At 60.6% G+C, this 14,356-nt stretch carries 12 protein-coding genes; 3 read left to right on the top strand and 9 right to left on the bottom strand.

Going from position 1 to position 14,356, the window contains the following annotated elements:
- Positions 1–88 precede the first annotated feature (88 nt).
- Positions 89–3,976 carry an ATP-dependent RNA helicase HrpA gene (gene hrpA / locus CPH57_RS09315; protein WP_071991646.1) on the top strand — a complete coding sequence of 1,296 codons (3,888 nt, stop codon included), beginning with the start codon at positions 89–91 and terminating at the stop codon, positions 3,974–3,976.
- A 96-nt stretch (positions 3,977–4,072) separates the two neighbouring features.
- On the opposite strand, the gene CPH57_RS09310 is transcribed toward hrpA, so the two are convergent.
- Together CPH57_RS09310 and asr are read right to left on the bottom strand one after the other, a co-directional pair.
- Positions 4,073–4,885 (bottom strand): serine protease, encoded by an 813-nt coding sequence (locus tag CPH57_RS09310; protein ID WP_096242293.1) that lies wholly within the window; start codon positions 4,883–4,885, stop codon positions 4,073–4,075.
- Between the two features lie 295 nt (positions 4,886–5,180).
- Positions 5,181–5,459 carry an acid resistance repetitive basic protein Asr gene (gene asr, locus CPH57_RS09305; RefSeq protein ID WP_033643216.1) on the bottom strand — a complete coding sequence of 93 codons (279 nt, stop codon included), beginning with the start codon at positions 5,457–5,459 and terminating at the stop codon, positions 5,181–5,183.
- A gap of 185 nt (positions 5,460–5,644) precedes the next feature.
- Between asr and CPH57_RS09300 the strand changes: the two genes are divergently transcribed.
- The gene (locus CPH57_RS09300) at positions 5,645–6,550 is read left to right on the top strand and encodes an alpha/beta fold hydrolase (protein ID WP_046687124.1); all 906 of its coding nucleotides are present in this window, start codon (positions 5,645–5,647) and stop codon (positions 6,548–6,550) included.
- A 170-nt stretch (positions 6,551–6,720) separates the two neighbouring features.
- Here the strand turns inward: CPH57_RS09300 and CPH57_RS09295 are convergent, their stop codons facing one another.
- From CPH57_RS09295 to folM, 4 genes are all read right to left on the bottom strand, one after another.
- Positions 6,721–8,220, bottom strand: a complete 1,500-nt coding sequence (locus CPH57_RS09295; RefSeq protein WP_096242292.1) for a carboxypeptidase M32 — start codon at positions 8,218–8,220, stop codon at positions 6,721–6,723.
- 35 nt (positions 8,221–8,255) lie between these two features.
- A complete protein-coding gene (gene rstB, locus CPH57_RS09290) occupies positions 8,256–9,560 on the bottom strand; it encodes a two-component system sensor histidine kinase RstB (RefSeq protein WP_033643213.1) in 1,305 nt (434 codons plus the stop codon).
- On the bottom strand, positions 9,557–10,282 hold the full coding sequence (gene rstA / locus CPH57_RS09285; protein ID WP_004938307.1) for a two-component system response regulator RstA: 726 nt from the start codon (positions 10,280–10,282) through the stop codon (positions 9,557–9,559). Before rstA ends, rstB begins: the two co-directional genes overlap by 4 nt.
- A 75-nt stretch (positions 10,283–10,357) precedes the next feature.
- Positions 10,358–11,080, bottom strand: coding sequence for a dihydromonapterin reductase (folM, locus tag CPH57_RS09280; protein WP_033643212.1), 723 nt, complete (start codon positions 11,078–11,080; stop codon positions 10,358–10,360).
- Positions 11,081–11,263: 183 nt separating this feature from the next.
- Between folM and CPH57_RS09275 the strand changes: the two genes are divergently transcribed.
- Positions 11,264–11,674: a hypothetical protein gene (locus CPH57_RS09275; protein WP_033643211.1), complete on the top strand. Its 411-nt coding sequence runs from the start codon at positions 11,264–11,266 to the stop codon at positions 11,672–11,674.
- 99 nt (positions 11,675–11,773) lie between these two features.
- Here the strand turns inward: CPH57_RS09275 and CPH57_RS09270 are convergent, their stop codons facing one another.
- The 3 genes from CPH57_RS09270 to CPH57_RS09260 all read right to left on the bottom strand — a co-directional run bounded on the left by CPH57_RS09270 (position 11,774) and on the right by CPH57_RS09260 (position 14,300).
- Positions 11,774–12,169 (bottom strand): pyridoxamine 5'-phosphate oxidase family protein, encoded by a 396-nt coding sequence (locus CPH57_RS09270; RefSeq protein ID WP_033643210.1) that lies wholly within the window; start codon positions 12,167–12,169, stop codon positions 11,774–11,776.
- 31 nt (positions 12,170–12,200) lie between these two features.
- The gene (locus CPH57_RS09265; RefSeq protein ID WP_046687122.1) at positions 12,201–12,686 is read right to left on the bottom strand and encodes a hypothetical protein; all 486 of its coding nucleotides are present in this window, start codon (positions 12,684–12,686) and stop codon (positions 12,201–12,203) included.
- 222 nt (positions 12,687–12,908) lie between these two features.
- Entirely contained in the window at positions 12,909–14,300 is a 1,392-nt protein-coding gene (locus tag CPH57_RS09260) for an amino acid permease (RefSeq protein ID WP_033643208.1), read from the bottom strand.
- Between the last annotated feature and the right edge of the window lie 56 nt (positions 14,301–14,356).

Genomic DNA, 14,356 nt, shown 5'->3' with positions numbered 1-14,356 from the left:
TGTGCGGCTAAAGCAAAAAAATCGCTAAAAAAACATTAAACCGTTGCTAAGCCTGGTCTTGGCCACGATGAAACAAGGAACACCGAACGTGAAATCTCCGCTCGAGGCACTGCCGGCCCAACTGGGCGAGCTGATGCTCCGCGATCAACAACGCCTGCGTCGTCGCCTGCAGGGCGCACGAAAAATCAAAAATCCCGATGCCCAGCTGGCGGTCGCCGCCGAAGTGGAAAGCGACATCGCGACGGCGCGGCAAAAAGTGCAGGCGCGCGCCGCGTCTTGCCCGCGCATTACCTATCCGGAAAGCCTGCCGGTCAGCCAGAAAAAGCAGGACATCTTAAACGCTGTCCGCGACCACCAGGTGGTGATCGTCGCCGGGGAGACCGGCTCGGGGAAAACCACCCAGTTGCCGAAGATCTGTCTGGAGCTGGGGCGTGGGGTGAAAGGGCTGATCGGCCATACCCAGCCGCGCCGCCTGGCGGCGCGCACCGTCGCCAACCGCATCGCCGACGAGCTGGAAACCCCGCTCGGCGGCAGCGTGGGCTACAAGGTGCGCTTCAACGATCAGGTAGGGGAAAACACCCTGGTCAAGCTGATGACCGACGGCATTTTGCTGGCGGAGATTCAGCAGGATCGCCTGCTGATGCAGTACGACACGCTGATCATCGATGAAGCGCACGAGCGCAGCCTGAATATCGACTTTATTCTCGGTTACCTGCGCGAACTGCTGCCGAAGCGCCCGGATCTCAAGGTGATCATCACCTCGGCGACCATCGATCCGCAGCGTTTCTCGCGCCACTTCAACAATGCGCCGATCATCGAGGTTTCCGGCCGCACCTACCCGGTGGAGGTTCGCTACCGCCCGGTGGTCGACGACGGCGACGATACCGATCGCGACCAGCTGCAGGCGATTTTCGATGCGGTAGATGAGCTTGGGCGCGAAGGGCCGGGCGACATTCTGATCTTCATGAGCGGCGAGCGTGAGATCCGCGATACCGCCGACGCTTTGAACCGCCTCAATTTGCCGCACACCGAGGTGCTGCCGCTGTATGCGCGCCTGTCGAACAGCGAGCAGAACCGGGTGTTCCAGTCGCACCACGGCCGCCGCATCGTGCTGGCCACCAACGTGGCGGAAACCTCGCTGACGGTGCCGGGCATCAAATACGTCATCGATCCGGGCACCGCGCGCATCAGCCGCTACAGCTTCCGCACCAAGGTGCAGCGCCTGCCGATCGAGCCGGTGTCACAGGCCTCCGCCAATCAGCGTAAAGGGCGCTGCGGCCGCGTGTCGGAGGGGGTGTGCATCCGTCTGTACTCCGAACAGGATTTCCTCTCGCGGCCGGCGTTTACCGATCCGGAAATTCTGCGCACCAACCTGGCGTCGGTCATTCTGCAGATGACCTCGCTGGGGCTGGGCGACATCGCCGCGTTTCCGTTCGTCGAGGCGCCGGACAAACGCAACATTCAAGATGGCGTGCGCCTGCTGGAAGAGCTGGGGGCGATCACCACCGCCGATAACGGCCACTATCAGCTGACGCCGCAGGGCCGGCAGCTGGCGCAGTTGCCGATCGACCCGCGTCTGGCGCGCATGGTGCTGGAAGCGCAGAAGAGCGGCAGCGTGCGTGAGGTGATGATCATCACCGCCGCGCTGTCGATTCAGGATCCGCGTGAGCGCCCGATGGACAAGCAGCAGGCCTCGGATGAAAAACACCGCCGCTTCGCCGACAAAGACTCGGACTTCCTGGCGTTCGTCAACCTGTGGGATTATCTGCAGGAGCAGCAAAAGGCGAACTCTTCCAGCCAGTTCCGCCGGCTGTGCCGCAACGATTTCCTCAACTACCTGCGGGTGCGCGAGTGGCAGGATATCTATACCCAGCTGCGCCAGGTGGTGAAAGAGCTGGGGCTGCCGATCAACAGCGCGCCTTCCGACTACCGCAGCGTCCACACCGCGCTGCTGACCGGCCTGTTGTCGCACATCGGCCAGAAGGATGCGGACAAGCAGGAATACACCGGCGCGCGCAACGCCCGCTTCTCGATCTTCCCCGGCTCCGGCCTGTTCAAGAAGCCGCCGAAGTGGACCATGGTGGCCGAACTGGTGGAAACCAGCCGCCTGTGGGGGCGCATCGCCGCGCGCATCGAACCGGAATGGATCGAGCCGCTGGCTCAGCACCTGGTGAAACACAGCTACAGCGAACCGCACTGGTCGAAGTCGCAGGGGGCGGTGATGGCCAGCGAAAAGGTCACGTTGTTCGGTCTGCCGATCGTCGCGGCGCGCCAGGTCAATTACGGCGCCATCGATCCGCTGCTGTGCCGCGAGCTGTTTATCCGCCATGCGCTGGTGGAGGGCGACTGGCAGACGCGCCATGCTTTCTTCCGCGAAAACCAAAAGCTGCGCGCCGAAGTGGAAGAGCTGGAGCATAAATCGCGTCGCCGCGATATTCTGGTAGACGACGAAACGCTGTTCGGCTTCTACGATCGCCGTCTCCCCAACGATGTGGTGTCCGGCCGTCATTTCGACAGCTGGTGGAAGACCGCCGCCAAACAGCAGCCCGACCTGCTGAACTTCGAAAAAGAGATGCTGATCAAGGATGGCGCCAACAAGATCAGCGCGCTCGACTACCCGAACTTCTGGCATCAGGGCAACCTCAAACTGCGGCTGAGCTATCAGTTCGAACCAGGCACTGACGCCGACGGCGTGACGGTGCACATCCCGCTGCCGATCCTCAATCAGGTGGAGGAGCAGGGGTTCGAATGGCAGATCCCCGGCATCCGCCGTGAGCTGGTGATCGCGCTGATCAAATCGTTGCCGAAACCGGTGCGTCGCAACTTCGTGCCGGCGCCGAACTACGCCGAAGCGTTCCTTGGCCGCGTAACGGCGCTGGAATTGCCGCTGCTTGACGCGCTGGAGCGCGAGCTGCGGCGCATGACTGGCGTGACCGTGTCACGTGATGACTGGCAGTGGGATCAGGTGCCCGATCACCTGAAAATGACTTTCCGCGTGGTGGGCGAGAAAAACCAGACGCTGCGCGAAGGCAAAGATCTGGCCGCCCTGCGCCTGCAGTTGAAAGAGAAGGTGCAGGAGACGCTGTCGGCGGTGGCCGATGACGGACTGGAGCAGAGCAACCTGCATGTCTGGAGCTTTGGCCAATTGCCGGCGTTCTACGAGCAGAAGCGCGGCGGCTATTCGATGAAAGCCTATCCGGCGCTGGTGGATGAAAAGGACAGCGTGGCGATCCGCCTGTTCGACAGCGAAAGCGAACAGCAACAGGCGATGTGGCAGGGCACGCGCCGCCTGCTGTTGTTGAATATTCCTTCGCCGATCAAATATCTGCATGAAAAGCTGCCGAACAAGGCCAAGCTGGGGCTTTATTTCAACCCGTACGGCAAGGTGCTGGAGCTGATCGACGACTGCATTTCGTGCGGCATCGACAAACTGATCGCCGAACACGGCGGCCCGGTTTGGCAGGAGGAAGACTTTGCACGGTTGCAGGAGCAGATCCGCGCCGAGCTGAACGACACGGTCGTTGAGGTGGCTAAGCAGGTTGAACAGATCCTGACGGCGGTCTTCAACATCAACAAACGGCTGAAAGGCCGGGTGGACATGTCGTTGGCGCTGGCGCTGTCGGACATCAAGACCCAGCTCGGCGGGCTGGTCTACCGCGGCTTCGTCACCGGCAATGGATGGAAACGGCTGCCGGACACGCTGCGCTACCTGCAGGCGATCGAACGCCGATTGGAGAAACTGGCTATCGATCCGCACCGCGATCGCGCGCAGATGCTGCGGGTGGAGCAGGTGCAGCAGGCGTGGCAGCAGTGGCTGAACAAGCTGCCGCCGAAGCGACAGCAGGAGGAAGAGGTGAAAGCGGTGCGCTGGATGATTGAAGAACTACGTGTCAGCCTGTTCGCGCAGCAGCTGGGCACACCTTACCCTATCTCCGACAAGCGCATTCTGCAAACCATCGAACAGCTTTCGGGCTAAGCTCAGGCGCGCCGGCCGGCAAACGGCCGGCGCAGCGCAAGTTGAAATTCAGGAAACAGAGAAACAGCAACGGCGCTTGATGCGCCGTTGCGAGAGCTACTTGCCTGCCGCCAGGACGTCCAGCGCCTCGCGGATGCCGGGCACCGCCAGAGCGCGGTTATCGGCGCGGTAACGATCTTTCGCCGCCGGCGCCGAACTCTGGATGGCGATCAGCTGCCAGCCGTCGGCGGTTTTCAACAGCAGCGGTGAGCCGCTGTCGCCGGGCAGGGTATCACACTGGTGCGACAGCACCCCTTGCTGGGCCCAGCCGGTCACCTTGCAGTTTTGGTGGCTGTAGAGGTCATCCAGATGGTCCTCCGGGTAGCCCGCCTGGGTGATCAGCCGTTTGGCCTGTTTCAGGGCCTGAGTCAACGCCTTGCTGTCGCCTTGCCACAGCGGCAGCGGGGCGATCGGCAGCGGCGTTTTGTCTTTCAGCCGGATCAGCGCAAAGTCATAAGCGGCGGCGGCGGGCGGCACGATCCAGCCGTCGCCGTCCGGTTTCAGTTTTTTGCCCAGTTTGCTGTCGACCAGGGTTTCAATATTGTCGGTTTGATACTGCCATGATTTATCGCCCGCCACGAAGCGCAGGGCGACGGCTTTATCCAATTGTCCCGGCGGCGCCAGCACGCAATGGCCGGCGGTCAGCGCCAGGTGTGGGGAGATCAGCGTGGCGGTACACAGATTGCCGCTGGCGGTTTCGACCTGGCCGATGGCTTGCCACGGCTGGGCGGCGGTATCCGTGACCTTGATTCGTTCATCTTTGCCGAAAAACAGACGCGTTTGCTCGGCCTTGGACGGGCCGTCGGCGCGTGCCGCCTGGGAGGCGATGAGCGGGAGTGAGCACAGCAACAGTAAAACGGATATGCGCATAGATCTCTTGCCTGACAAATACGGATCATCCATAAACACACTGAATGCTAACTATAGACTGATTTAGCAGCCATGTGGATGGGCAATAACTGATTTTTCAATAATTTCCCGCCGGCGAGGCGACAGGCTACAGATAAAAAAAGACGGCGATCAGTCCACAGAGGATCAGGGCGGTCAGAATGATCTCGAACAGGTAGCGGCGCAGCATCAATGAGAACCCCCCGGATGAAAAAACACCCGGTGAACCGGGTGTCGTGCACGTCAAGCCTGAAGCGGTGAGGGGAACCTCACGACATTACGCTTTTTTGTGGCTGGCTTTCTTGTGGTGCTTTTTAGCCGCCTGGGCTTTTTGCGCCGGGGCTTTTTTGCCGGCTTTCTTGTGATGCTTTTTGGCCGCCTGAGCTTTCTGTACCGGGGCTTTCTTGCCGTGGTGTTTCACCTGAGCTTTAGCCGGCGCAGCGGTGGCGGTGGTTGCGGTAGCCGCAGGCGCGGTAGTGGTGGCAGCCTCGGCAGCGAAAGCCACGGAAGACAGACCCATTGCAGCGGCAACAACCAGAGCTAATACTTTTTTCATCGCAGAATCCTCAACATGACTTTTGGGTATCAACCCCACTGCGGGGCCGTTGAGATGATAGTAGGCAAACGGCGTCCGGCTTTCCGTGAGTGATTGGTTTCGGCTTGTAACCTAATGTACAGGGCGGCGGCGGCAGGAGGGATTGCTGCTATAATGACCGTCAGGCTCGATAAAAGGGATTTAAAATGAACGAGATAACGGTTCGTTGTGGCGTGACGGAACAGGGTGAGGTGCCGCTGGCCTATGAAGACTGGGGCGATGAGGCGCATCCGCCGCTGTTGTTAATCATGGGCATCGGCGCGCAGCTTTTGCTGTGGCCTGACGATTTCTGCCGCGCTCTGGTCGCCAAGGGATTTCGGGTGATCCGCTACGACAACCGCGACGTCGGCCTTTCCGGTAAAACGCGGGCGCAGCGCAAGACGCCGCTGTGGCTGTTGATGTTGCGTGCCCAGCTCGGCTGGCAAACGCCGGTGCCTTATACCCTGGCGGATATGGCGACGGACGCGGCGCATCTGCTCGATCATTTACGCATTCCGCAGGCCCATGTCCTTGGCGCCTCGATGGGGGGGATGATCGCCCAGGTGTTGGCCGCCGAATACCCGCAGCGCGTCGCCTCGTTATGCATCTTGTTTTCCAGCACCAATCAACCGCTGTTACCGCCGCCGGCGCCTTCGCTGCTGTGGTTGCTGGTGCGCCGGCCTGCCGCCGATATGACGCTTCAGCAGCGCCAGGAAGGGATGAAGGCCTTTCTGCGCGCGCTTGGCACCGCGACTTATCCGCCGGAGGAGGCGGAGCTGGATGCCCTGGTGAAGCGGTTGCTGAAGCGGGGCTTGGATCCGGAGGGCATGCAGCGGCAACTTTCCGCGCTGCTCGGCAGCGGCGATCTGCGGCGTTACAGTCGGCGCATCGCCGCGCCGACGCTGGTGATTCACGGCGATCGCGATCGGCTGGTGCGCAAGGCCGGCGGGGTGGCGATCGCTCGGGCCGTCGCCAACGCCAGATTGCAGATTATGCCGGGCATGGGGCATGATCTGCCCGCCGCGTTGAGACCACAATTGGTGACGATGATCGCCCGTCATGCGCTGGGATGAGAGGCAGATAGGGGCGCGGCTGTTTATGGTATTAGTTACAACATACTATTGGTAGGTAACAACCCGCCACCCTGTAGCCAAGGCGTTGCCGGCAAGGAAAGCGCGCTATGTAGCATTATTAGGTCAAGCAGGGGAAAAAGGGCGCGGCCGTGGCCGCGCACGGGGAGAGATTACAGGTAGCGGTTTTCCAAATGCTGGCGGAAGTAGCGCGGATTGAGCGCTTCACCGGTTGCATTGGCGATCAGCGTGTCGGTCGGGAAACGGCTGCCGTGGCGCCAGATGTTATGCTGCAACCAGTGGAACAACGGCTGCAGATTGCCGGCGGCGATGTCCTCGTTCAGCGAAGGCAGGGCCTGACGCACGCTGTGGAACAGCTGCGCGGCGTACATCGCGCCGAGAGTATAAGTCGGGAAGTAGCCGAAGGCGCCGTCGGTCCAGTGGATATCCTGCATGCAACCGTTGCGGTAGTTGCCGATGGTATCGAGGCCCAGGTAAGCGTGCATCTTTTCATTCCACAGCGCCGGAATGTCCTCCACTTCGATCTCGCCTTCGATCAGCGCTTTTTCAATTTCGTAGCGCAGGATGACGTGGGCAGGATAGCTCACCTCGTCGGCGTCGACGCGGATCAGGCCCGGTTTCACCCGCTGGTTGAGGCGAATGAAGTTGGCTTCTTCCAGCGCCGGCTGTTCGCCAAACTGCGCGGTAACCAGCGGACGCAAGATTTTCAGGAATTCATTGCCGCGCGCCAGCTGCATTTCGAACAGCAGGCTCTGCGATTCGTGGATGGCTGTGGAGCGAGCCAGGGCGACCGGCTGGCCGAGCAGATCGCGCGGCAGGTTCTGTTCGTAACGGGCGTGGCCAGTCTCGTGTACGATCCCGAGCAGCGCGGTCAGGAACTCTTTCTCGTTGTAACGCGTGGTGATGCGCACATCTTCCGGCACGCCGCCGCAGAACGGGTGGGCGCTGACGTCAACGCGGCCGTTGTCGAAGTTGAAACCGAGCAGCTTCATCACGCTCAGGCTTAGCTGGCGCTGGGTGTCCACATTGAACGGGCCCTGCGGCGCCAGGCAGGGTTCATTGGCCTGTTTGGCCACCACGCGCTGCAGCAAATCCGGCAGCCAGGTTTTCAAATCGCCGAAGATGCGATCGAGATCGCTGCTGCGCATGCCCGGCTCATACAGGTTGAGCAGGGCATCGTAACGGCTGGTGTCGGCCGCCTGCGCGCGGATCTGCGCCTCTTCCCGGCTGAGTTTGACCACGTCGCGCAGATTCTCCGCGAAGCCATCCCAGTCGTTGGCCGGGCGCTGGGCGCGCCAGGCGTGTTCACAGCGGGCGCCGGCCAGCGATTTGGCTTCGACCAGCGACGCCGGCAGCAGCACCGCGTCTTCATACTGGCGGCGCATTTCGCGCAGGTTGGCGCGGTCGATCTCGTCCAGCGTCTCCTGCTGCGCGCGATCCAACAGCGCGCCGGTGCTTTGTGCCGCTAAAATCTGGTGCTGCAGCACGCTCAATTCGGCCAGGGCTTCGGAGCGCGCCTTGCTGCCGCCCGGCGGCATCATGGTTTGCATGTCCCAACCGGCGATGGCGGACAGGTGGCCGAAACGCGACAGCCGGCTAAAAAGCGCGCGCAGGTGATCGTAAGCAGATGTGTTGGAAGGTGCAGATTTCATTATTATTCGGCTCCAATGAGAAGGGTCCGGCGGTATTACGCCAGATCGGCTTTTAAACTGAATGTCGGCTTCACCGGCCAGCAGAAACGGAAGCTGGCGCCGCCGAGCGAACTGCCTTCGACGAACACCTGTCCCTGGTAGGCGACGGCGATGGAATGGACGATGGCCAGCCCCAGCCCGCAGCCGCCGGTGGCGCGATCGCGGCTGGGATCGAGGCGAACGAAAGGCTCGAACACCCGCTCGCGCTCTTCCGGCGGGATACCCGGCCCGTCGTCCTCGACCTGCAAACAGGCGAGATCGCCGTCGAACCACAACCCAACGCGCAGGCGCTGCTCGGAATAGCGCAGCGCGTTGTTGACCAGGTTATCGAGCACGCGCTCCATCAGGCGTAGATCGACGCCGCCGAAGTCGCCGACGTGCGGGATGTCGAGCTGGATGTCGCGTTCCTGATGGATAAGGCGGATATCATCGACCTTGTCCTCCAGCCACTTTGGCAGATCGATGGGTTCAATGTTTAGCGCAACCTGCGGCCGATCCAGGCGGGCATAGGTCAGCAGCTCGTCGATCAGCGACTCCAGTTGGCCGATATCGCGGTTCAGCGCCTGCTGCTCGCCTTCGGACAGGTTATCGCTCATCTCGAGCCGATAACGCAGGCGCACCAGCGGCGTGCGCAGCTCGTGGGCGATGCCGTCGATCAGCTGTTTCTTGCTGGCGATCAGGGTGTTGACGTTGTCGGCCATCTGGTTGAACGCCACGCCGAGCCGGCTCAGGCTGGAAGTGGGATCGAAGTGGGTGCGTTCATCCAGATGCCCGGCGCCGAGCCGCTGGGCGGCGTTTTCCAGTTTGAGCAGGTCTTGCCAGTGCGGCCGCATCCACAGAAACACCGGCAGCGCCAGCGACATGCCGATAAACACCAGCAACACCAGATCCAGCAGACGCATCTGGTGCAGATAGAACAGATAAGGAATGGGGCCGACCACCAACACATAGTGGCTGCGCGGAATGCGTTGCATAAAGGTGTACTGATCGTCGAGGGCGATGATTTCACCCAGCCGCAGCCGCTTTTTCAGATCCTCGCTCAGTTCCTGTTTGCCGAGCGGTTCGATATGAAGCTTGAACGACAGATTGAGATCCAGCGTGGCGATAGTCTTGTTCCAGTCCTTCAGCGGGATTTCGCGCAGCTCGCTGCGCATCAGGTACAGCGAGCTTTTCATCAAATCGTCCATCGACTGGCGGCCGGCGCGCTCGGCTGTCACCTTGTACACCAGGCCGACCAGCATCGCCATCACCAGAAAACAGACGAACAGCAACAGGAAGAACTGGACGAAAAGTTTTCTCATTGTTGCACCGATGCCCAGGCGTTAGGGGCGAACAGATAGCCCTTGTTGCGCACCGTCTTGATACGGAAAGGCTCCAGCGCGTTGTCGTACAGTTTGCGGCGCAGGCGGGAGATCGCCACGTCGATGCTGCGGTCCATGCCGTCGTAGCTCACGCCGCGCAGGTTTTGCAGCAGCGCCTCGCGATCCATGATCTGCCCGGCGTGGGTCGCCAGCTCCCACAGCAGATCGAAATCCGAGGTGGACAGGGTGATGGTTTCCTCGCCCAGCGTAACCTGACGGTTGACCGGATCGATGCACAGCAGCCCGAAATGCAGCGCGTTATGCTGAGTAAGCGGCTGAACCGACTCTTCTTTCGGCTGCTGGCTGTGTTGACGCAGATGCAAACGCAGGCGCGCCAGCAACACCGCCGGCGGCGTGGTTTTCAGGATATAGTCGTTGGCGCCCATCTCCAGCGACAGGATATGGTTCATGTCGCTGTCGAGCGAGGTCAGCAGCACGATCGGGCCGGGGAAGGTGGGGCGCAGATCGCGGCACAGCGTCATGCCGTCTTTGCCGGGCAGCATGATGTCCAGCAGCACCAGATCGGGTTGCTCGCGCTCGATCCGCGCTTGCGCGCTGTCGCCGCGCGGTTCGATCAGCACCTCGATATCGTGTTTGCCCAGATAGGCGGCGATCAGTTTGCCGACTTCAGGATCGTCTTCCACAAAAACAATTTTATGCATATGCCCGTGTTTTAATAAGAAAAGCGGATTTCAGCATAGCGCGGCCCGCGAGCTTGCGCCAAGCGGATCTTTGCGTCAGCGCAGCGGCCGCCCGCCGTCGACGCCGTGGGTGCGGCCGGTGACGTAGCGGCTCTCCAGCAGGTAGTTCACCAGATTGACCACTTCGCTCTCGCCCGGCGCGACCTTCATCAGCGACTTCGCCAGCGCCTGCCGACGATAAGCTTCGTCGTCGCCCGGATTGAAGATGATCAGCGCCGGCGCGATGGCGTTGACTTTGACTTCGGGCGCCAATTTGCGGGCGAACGACCGGGTCATGTTGTCCAGCGCGGCTTTGCTGGCGGCGTAGGCGATATGCTTGTCGCTGCCTTTTTCCACCACATAGTCGGTCAGATGGATAATGTCGGCGCCGGCCTGGCCCTGGCCGGTCAGGCAGGACTCGAGCAGTTGATTGAGCAAATAGGGCGTGTAGACGTGAATTTGCAGCATCGCCGCCATGACCTGTTCCGGCGGCACCTCCGGTGACTCCGCCTGCCAGGCGCTGGCGTTGTGGATCACCGCGCGCAGCTTGGGCGCGGCCTGCCGCACCTGATCGGCGAAACGATAAATGCCTTCATGGGTGGAAAAATCGCCCTGAATGCAGCAGGCGCCCAAGGCTTTCAACTCGGCCATCGCCGGATATTCGCTGCGGTAGGCGATGATGACCGGAACGCCGCGCTGGAGAAACGCTCTGGCGAGCGCCAGCCCTATGCGCCGTGCGCCGCCGGTAATCAGCACCGGGGCGGAGTTGTGGTGTTCCATTGATTAAAGCTCCTGGACAGACTGGCAAACAATAGGGGAATTATGCCATCATACGGCGGAAAGTCGTTAAAGCTTCGCATGATTATCCATTTCTGGATATAAGATCCCCAATGCATTTCAGGTTGCCCCCGGCGGCGGCTTGAAAGACCACGGGTTAACACTGGCCATGAGAGGAATGAGGGGATGAACAGCAATCACCTTGCATCCATCGCGCGCAGTGAGAAAATCTGTTTCGACTATATGGATTTTCTGTCCGCATCGTGCAGGAAGCACTGGCGCTTTGTTGATGCTATTTATGGTGTGATGCCGATCTTCGGCATGGTGTTGAAATCGCGCGTGACCACCTCGCAAACGCGCAAAGAGCAGTTAAAAGAGTTGGCGCTGCAGGTGGTGTCGACGCAGGTCAGCGATGAAACCAACATCGTGCGCCTGATTGACCTGGCGCAGCAGCAGGGCCTGGCGGTGTTTGATATTCAGTTGCCTTATGCGCTGGAGGCTCAACAACTGGCGGCCATTCAGAAAGAGTGTGCGGAAGGCATTGCGATTACTCTGGTGGGTGAACGCATGACCGTCGCGATCCCTCCCAAAAGCTGACCGGGCATCAACCCGGCCGCCCGTTCATGGTTAGGCAATTGACTCGTCGCGATGGCCTAACCATGAACGTGATGTCTCACGCCGCATGACGGCCGGCGTCTAGAGCTGGGTCCCGGCATTCGGGCCGGAGCGCAGGGTATAAATACTGTCTATATGAATTAACACCGCGTACTTCGGCGGCTTCATTCCGTTTTTTTCCGCAAACGTCAACGCATCGTCAAACGGCTTACCCGCCAGAAACAGTTCGGGCGTGCCAACGAAGCGGTAACCGTCCAGCGCCTCGCGATCGATGACCACAACGGCCATTTTCGAGCCGGCCTTGATGTTTTTCAGCGTTTGGCCTCCGGTATTTTCGTTGTAAATCAGCGTACGGTCATCATAGAGGCGCAAAGAGCGCTTGGGGCCGATATCGGGAACGCCGTTCGGGCTGCTGGTCGCCTGCACAGGCAGCTGTTTAGCCAGCATCTTCTTCATCTCGTCATTCAATTCATTCATTACAGATGGCCCTCAGATTGGTGTGTCACTTTTAATGCAAGGTAGCGGAAGCGTTGGCCGCCGGCGCGCAGACGCTGGTTTCCGGCAACCGGTGTTCGCGCAGCAAGTGCAGGGTTTCAATCCTGAAGCGCAGCAGGTGCCGTTCGGCGATCTGCTGCATCTGTTCGCACAGCGACGTATCGTCCAACAGTTGCTCGATAGCGACTCGGGCCTGATGAACATGCAGCTCGACGCCGCGCAGAGGCTTCTGCCGCAGGCGCAGATGGGTAATGTTGTTGAACGTGACGATCAGCGCGGCAAGGGCAGACTCGAAAATATTCAGCGCTTCAAATCTGGCGGTATAGTCCGCATTCAGCCAGGGCTTCTCGGCGATGATCGCCTGAGCCCCCTCCAGCGCCTGTTGATAGCGCGCCATCGCCTGGCGATCGTGCCGCTGATTAAACGCCATGTTGCCCTCGGCGATCAGCGCCTCCCAGGCGGTAAACAAAGGTAATGCGTGCAGCAGTTTCTCAGCCATGAAATGCCTTCCATTTTCAGCCTGTCTTCATCCGCCGCCTGACGCCTCTCGCCAGGGGCACTCGCGTCTTACCACTAATCAATAAATGATAATGATAATTAATTGCATTTGAGATCGCAAGCGAGACGCATGGCTGACTGTGCAAAGGGGGGGGGAACGCGGTAGCAGGGGAAAAAGAGGAAGCAAAATGCGGCTGACGGGCAGCCGCATTGACGGGACACTTTAGTGCAGCATAAACCAGCCGGCGGGTAGCGTGGCCACCAGCAGCAGTAAGATGCTGCCTTTTTCCAGGCGATTCAGCAGATTGATATCCTGATGGCCGCGGCGGGCGTACATGAACACCAACAGGCCCGGCGCATACAGCAGCACCGACATCAGCAAGTGCATCAGCCCGGAAGCGTACAGCAGCCATAAACCATAGACGCAGGCGCCGGTGGCGGCGAAGATCAGGCGCTTGTCGCGGCGACGGTAAGCCACCTTGAACAGAAATGCGCCGACCAGGAAGTAAGGCACCAGGATCATTTCCGACGCGATGGTCAACAGCGAGTTGTAGTTGCTGCCGGTCAACCAGATCAGCACCAACGCCAGCTGCACCGCGATGTTGGTCAGCCACAGCGAAGACGATGGGGCGTGATGGCGGTTCTGTTTGCCGAACACGCGTGGAAATGCGCCGTGCTGTGCGGCCAGCAGGGGGACTTCCGCCGCCATGATGGTCCAGCTGAGGTAGGCGCCGCACACGGAAATGATAAGACCGGCGGCGATGATCACGTCTCCCCACGGGCCAATCAGTTCCACCATCAGCACTGCCATCGACGGGTTGCGCATGTCGGCCAGTTCGCTGCGCGGCACCACGCCCAGCGACAGCAAGGTGACCATCAGATACACCGCCAGCGCCGACAGTACCGCCAACATGGTCGCGCGGCCCACGTCCTTCTTATTGCGCGCGCGCGCGGAAACCACCACGGCGCCTTCCACGCCGATAAACACCCACAGGGTGATCAGCATGGTGTCCTTGACCTGTTCCCATACCGGCTTGCCGAGGGCGATCCCCTGGAAGTCCAGCGTGAACACGTCCATTTTAAAGGCGATCGCCGCCAGAACGGCGAACATCCCCAGCGGCAGCAGCTTGGCGAGAGTGGCCGCAAGATTGATGCTGGCGGCGGTTTGCACGCCGCGCAGCACCAGCGCGTGCACGATCCACAGCAGGGCGGATTCGGCGATCAGCGCCTGCCAGGTATTGCCGTCACCGAGAATAACGTTGCCGCCGCGATCGGTGAAAATGCTCAATGCCGCGAACACGATCACCAGATACGAGACGTTGGCGATTACGGCGCACAGCCAGTAACCCCAGGCAGAGCAGAAGCCCATCAGCTCGCCGAATCCCTCTTTGGCGTAGGTGAAGATGCCGCCGTCCAGATCCGGGCGCAGACGCGTAAGCAACAGCATGGCAAACGCCAAAAACAGAATGCCGACGCCGGTGATCCCCCAACCCAGCAGCAGCGCGGCGGGGCTGGCGACCTGCGCCATGTTTTGCGGCAGACTGAACACGCCGGCGCCCAGCATCGAGCTGAGCACCAAAGCGGTTAGCGCGGTAAGACCGAGTTTTTTTTCCAATGACGGATCCTGAACGCAGAATAAACAACTGGAAGGGAACTGCTTGGCGGCAACAA

Origin of the sequence: Serratia sp. JKS000199 (genome assembly GCF_900215455.1) — a bacterium.
GTDB classification, from domain to species: Bacteria; Pseudomonadota; Gammaproteobacteria; order Enterobacterales; family Enterobacteriaceae; genus Serratia; species Serratia ureilytica.
The sequence above is the reverse complement of the archived record's forward strand: the minus strand, read 5'-3'. Positions and strand labels throughout refer to the sequence as shown.